The organism is Pseudomonas sp. HMWF021 (genome assembly GCF_003061005.1).
Lineage (GTDB): Bacteria > Pseudomonadota > Gammaproteobacteria > Pseudomonadales > Pseudomonadaceae > Aquipseudomonas.
Window position 1 is genome coordinate 1 of the sequence record NZ_QAIK01000028.1, and the last position, 5,443, is coordinate 5,443.

General features: G+C 64.0%; 5 protein-coding genes. All 5 read right to left on the reverse strand.

Annotated features, from left to right (window positions below; all coding sequences use genetic code 11):
* A partial coding sequence (locus DBR18_RS02950; protein WP_146188726.1) for a chemotaxis protein CheA occupies positions 1-1,490 on the reverse strand: 1,490 nt, incomplete at its 3' end.
* Complete coding sequence (locus DBR18_RS02955; RefSeq protein WP_108589188.1) at positions 1,487-2,182, reverse strand: chemotaxis protein CheW; 696 nt, start codon at positions 2,180-2,182, stop codon at positions 1,487-1,489. The genes DBR18_RS02955 and DBR18_RS02950, both read right to left, overlap by 4 nt.
* A complete protein-coding gene (locus DBR18_RS02960) occupies positions 2,179-3,453 on the reverse strand; it encodes a protein-glutamate O-methyltransferase CheR (protein WP_108589189.1) in 1,275 nt (424 codons plus the stop codon). The genes DBR18_RS02955 and DBR18_RS02960 overlap by 4 nt, the downstream gene beginning before the upstream one ends.
* Positions 3,450-3,968, reverse strand: a complete 519-nt coding sequence (locus tag DBR18_RS02965; protein WP_108589190.1) for a chemotaxis protein CheW — start codon at positions 3,966-3,968, stop codon at positions 3,450-3,452. Before DBR18_RS02965 ends, DBR18_RS02960 begins: the two co-directional genes overlap by 4 nt.
* The coding region (locus tag DBR18_RS02970; protein WP_108589191.1) for a methyl-accepting chemotaxis protein at positions 3,968-5,443 on the reverse strand (1,476 nt) is incomplete at its 5' end. The genes DBR18_RS02970 and DBR18_RS02965, both read right to left, overlap by 1 nt.

The window sequence follows — 5,443 nt, forward strand, 5'->3', positions numbered from 1 at the left end:
AACGCGTAGGCCTCCTCGCCGACTTCCACCACCAGACTGCGCACCACCGACAGGGTCAGCGGCACTTCCAGATGAAAGCGGCTGCCCTCGCCCGCTGTCTGCTCCAGCACCACCGCACCGCGCAACTGGCGGACCATGTGCTGCACCGCGTCGAGGCCGACGCCACGCCCGGACACTTCGGTCACCGTGTCGCGCAGGCTGAAACCCGGCAAGAACAGGAAGGTCAGCAGCTCTTCTTCGCTCAACTGCGCGGCGGTTTCTGCCGGCGACAGCTGACGCTCGACGATGCTGCGGCGGACCTTTTCCAGATCGACACCGTTGCCGTCATCGCTCAATTCCAGTACCAGCAAACCGGCCTGGTGTGAGGCACGCAGGCGGATCATGCCTTCTTCGGACTTACCTTTGAGCAGGCGCTGTTCCGGGGTTTCGATGCCGTGATCGACGGCGTTGCGCAGCAGATGGGTCAGCGGCGCTTCGAGTTTTTCCAGCACGTCACGATCGACCTGGGTCTTCTCGCCTTCGATCTCCAGTCGCACCTGCTTGCCAAGGCTGCGCCCCAGGTCACGAACCATGCGCACTTGCCCGGTGAGCACATCGGCGAATGGGCGCATGCGGCAGGCCAGCGCGGTGTCGTAGAGCACTTGTGCGCGCTGGCTGGCTTGCCAGGCGAACTCGTCCAGTTCGGCATTCTTTTCTGCGAGCAACTGTTGGGATTCGGCCAAAAGACGCCGCGCATCTTCCAGGGCCTCCTGGGCTTCGAGGCTCAGCGCATGTTCCTTGAGGTGCACATTGAGGCTTTCCAGCGCCCGCAAACCATTGTTCTGCATGCGTTTGAGGCGCTGCATGGTCGCCAGATGCGGTTTGAGGCGCTGGGTTTCGACCAGCGATTTGCTCGACAGGTCGAGCAGGCTGTTCAAGCGCTCGGCGGTGACCCGCAGCACGCGCTCGCCACCCTCGGTGGTGCGCTTGTTCTTGCGCGGGGCCGGGTCGGAGGTTTCCAGCGGTGTATCGATCACTGGCGCCGGGGTTTCAATCGGAGTCGGCGGCGGCGCCTGCATCTGCAATTCGGCCATCGGCGGGGTGCTTGGGGCGAGCGACGCCACAGGGTCGAGCAGGCGGCCCATCAACGCCACAAATGCCTCGATGTCCGCCGGTTGCGGAGCATTGGCGGGCGTGGCGATGCGCATCAACAGATCGGTGCCCTGCAACAACGCATCGATGTGCTCGGGACGCAGCAACAGCCGCCCTTCCTGGGCGCTGACCAGACAATCTTCCATCACATGGGCGACGCTGACGCCGCTGTCGATGCCGACGATCCGCGCCGCGCCCTTGAGCGAGTGCGCCGCACGCATGCACGATTCCAGATGATCGGCCTGGGTCGGGTTGCGCTCCAGCGCCAGCAGCCCGCTGCTGAGGACCTGGGTCTGGGCCTCGGCTTCGAGGCTGAACAGCTCCAGCAGCGAGGCGTCGCGCATTTGCTCGGGGGTCATGTGAGGCTCCGGGTCACGGCAGACAGCAACTGTTCTTCATCCAGCCAACGCAGGCTGCGCCCGCGAAATTGCAAAACGCCACGGGTGTATTTGGCGCTGGCCGTGCTGTTGTGTTCACCACCGGTGCGCGAGGCGGCGTCGAGAATGCGCTCGTCAATGGCATGGATACCGTCGACTTCGTCCACCGGCACCACCACCGGCCCGCCGTGGGCGGCGATGATCAGCATGCGCGGCATGATCCGCGCGCCGGTGACCGGTGCGGTGTTAACGTCCAGATCAAGCAGTTCGACCAGCGACAGGCACGCCACCAACGCCCCGCGCACGTTCGCCACGCCGAGCAAGGCCCGCGAGCGCTGGTGCGGCAACGAGTGAATCGCCTGCAGCGGCGCCACTTCCACCAGGCTGCGAGTCGCCAGTCCCAGCCATTCTTCGCCCAGGCGAAACATCAGCAGCGAACGGGTTTTGACGTCGTTTTCAACCGCCACGGCGACCGGATCGCGCTCGTCCTGCTGCAACGCATAACGGTCGAGCAGGCGCGTGGCAGCAGCGGAATACACCGCGCAGTTGCGGCAATGAATGTGCTCGGCCAGCAACGGGCACGACTTGTCGCCGTGAATGCCGATGCGGTTCCAGCAATCATCGATGGCCCGGGCGTCTTCGTGGGTGACGTTCAAGGTGTCGGACGGGATCATCGTTTACGCTCACTGTCGGCAGTGCGGCCGCTGCGCGCGGCGCGTTCCTGCAATCGTCTGGCACCGGCGCTGTCGCCTTGGGCCTGCAGCAAAGCGGCCAGGTGCATCAGCGCTTCGGGATGCTGCGGCTCAAGGTACAAAGCCTTGCGGTAATGGCTCTGGGCTTCGAGGGCGGCGCCGGCCACGTCACTGAGCAGGCCGAGCCAGTAGAACACCTGCGCCACCGGTTCGTGACTGCGCAGATATTGCTCGCAGGCCGCCCGCGCTTCCGCGCTTTTGCCTTCGTTGGCCAGCGCGGCAATGTTGGCGAGCAGGGTCGCGGCGTCCGGGCTGGCGCTTTTGCTGGTCACCGGCAACGGCGCGACGCTGGCAAACGGTCGCTGACGCACCACAGGTGGCGGCGGTGGGCTGCGCGATGGCTGGCGCACGGGCAACGGTGTGGGGGTCGGCAATGACACCGGCTCCGGCATTGGGTCAGTGTGTCGACTGAAGGCGAACGACTGCGGGATGCCGATCGAACGCATGCCCAGCCGCCCCAGCAGGCTGCCCTCGGCCGGACCGATGAACAGCACGCCGTCAACGTGAGTCAGACGCTTGAGCACTTCGAAGACTTGCTTCTGGGTCGGCTGATCGAAATAGATCAGCAGGTTGCGGCAGAACACGAAATCGAACGGCGGCTCACCGGCGAGCAGCGCAGGATCCAGCACGTTGCCGACTTGCAAGCGCACCTGCTCGCGCACCGTTTCGTTGACTCGATGCCCCTCCTGTTCGGCACTGAAGTGACGCTCGCGAAAGTCCAGATCCTGACCCCGAAATGAATTCTTGCCGTACAGCGCCCGTCGTGCCTTGTCCACCGACAGCGGACTGACGTCCATGCCGTCGACCTTGAACTGATGGGGTTTGAGGCCCGCATCGAGCAACGCCATGGCGATGGAATAAGGTTCTTCACCGGTCGAACACGGCAGGCTGAGAATGCGCAGCGCGCGCATGTTGTTCAGTTCGTCCAGACGCTTGCGCGCCAGTTTGCCGAGGGTGGAGAAAGATTCCGGGTAACGGAAAAACCAGGTCTCGGGAACGATCACCGCTTCAATCAATGCTTGCTGTTCGTCACGCGAGCCTTGCAGCAGTTGCCAGTATTCATCGCTGTGCGCCGCCTGCGACAGCGTCGTGCGCTGGCGCACCGCGCGCTCGATGATCGCCGGCCCCACCGAGGTGACATCCAGACCGATGCGTTCCTTGAGGAAATCGAAAAAGCGTTGGTCGCCGCTCATGACTGCGCCTCATCCGGCGCGGGGAACAACAGGCTGCGCACGGCGTCATCCAGCAAGTCGTTGACCCGCACCCACTGCACCAGCCCCTGGGCATCTTCGCGCACCGGGCCGAGGTACGGCGTCTGGCGATTGTCCAGACCGTAAGGCTGAAAATCGTCGGGGTTGCAGCGCAGGGTGTCGGTGGCCTGTTCGAGGATCAGCCCGAGCCAGCGCGGCGGCTGCAGCTCATCCGGGTGGTAATGCACCAGCACCAGCCGCGTGCTGGTGCGCGCCTCGGCGGCGTGGCCGAAAGTCAGCGCACTCAGATCGATCACCGGCACCACCGTACCGCGATAGGCGAACACCCCGGCGACCCAGTTCGGCGCCTGGGCAATCGGCTTCAACGGCAGGCGCGGCAGCACTTCCGCCACCTCGGTGGCGCGCAAGGCGTAACGCTCGCTGCCGATGCGAAACAGCAGGAACAACGCCTGCTTCGCCACGGGCGCAGCGCTGCGTTTGGCGGTGATTTCGCTCATCAGACTTTGAATCGCGAAACGCCGCTGCGCAGCCCGACGGCCACCTGGCTCAGTTCGTCAATGGCGAAACTGGCCTGACGCAGCGACTCGACGGTCTGGCTGCTGGCGTCGCCCAACTGCACCAGCGCATGGTTGATCTGTTCGGCACCGGTGGCCTGAGCCTGCATGCCTTCGTTGACCATCAACACCCGCGGCGCCAGCGCCTGCACCTGATGGATGATCTGCGACAGCTGCTCGCCGACCTGCTGCACCTCGGCCATGCCACGGCGCACTTCTTCAGAGAACTTGTCCATGCCCATCACGCCGGCAGACACCGCCGACTGAATCTCGCGGACCATCTGTTCGATGTCGTAAGTGGCGACGGCGGTCTGATCCGCCAGACGTCGCACTTCGGTGGCGACCACGGCAAAACCGCGACCGTATTCACCGGCCTTCTCGGCCTCGATGGCAGCGTTGAGCGACAGCAGGTTGGTCTGGTCGGCGACTTTGACGATGGTCACCACCACCTGATTGATGTTGCCGGCCTTCTCGTTGAGGATCGCCAGTTTGGCGTTGACCAGATCCGCCGCGCCCATCACCGAGTGCATGGTGTCTTCCATGCGCGCCAGCCCTTGCTGGCCCGACCCGGCAAGTACCGAGGCCTGATCGGCGGCGGTGGACACTTCGGTCATGGTGCGCACCAGATCCCGCGAGGTGGCGGCGATTTCCCGCGAGGTCGCGCCGATTTCGGTGGTGGTGGCCGCGGTTTCGGTGGCGGTGGCCTGTTGCTGTTTGGAGGTGGCGGCAATCTCGGTCACCGAGGTGGTCACCTGCACCGAGGAGCGCTGGGCCTGGGACACCAGCGAAGTCAGCTCGGTCATCATGTCGTTGAAGCCGGTTTCCACCGCGCCGAATTCGTCCTTGCGGTCCAGATTCAGGCGGCTGCTCAAGTCGCCGGTACGCATGATTTCGAGAATTTTCACGATGCGGTTCATCGGCGCCATGATCGCGCGCATCAGCAGCAGGCCACAGGCACCGGCCGCCAGCACGGCCACCAGCAGCGAGACGAACATGCTGACCTTGGCCGCCGCCACCGCGTCATCAATGTTGGCCATGGCCTGATCGGCAACCTTCTTGTTCTCGCCAATGATGTCATTGAGTTTCATGCGGCCGGTGTACCAGGCCGGGGTCAGCTTCTCGGTGAACAGCTTGACTGCCTCGGCTTCCAGATTGCGCTTGTGCAGATCAAGCACCTGATCCTGGATCTGCATGTAGGTGTCGTGATCTTTCTCGAACGCGGCGAACTCGACCCGGTCTTCATCGGTGGTCACCGTGTTGCGGTAATTGGCCATCTGTTCCTGCAGGCGCGTCTCGAACGCCTTGTAGTCCGCGGCATCTTCGTTGCTGATGCCCTGCCCCTCCTTAAGGCCCAGCAGTTCCTGGGTCTGCAGATAGCTGTCGACCCAGGCGCCACGAATCATCGAGCTGTAATAGAC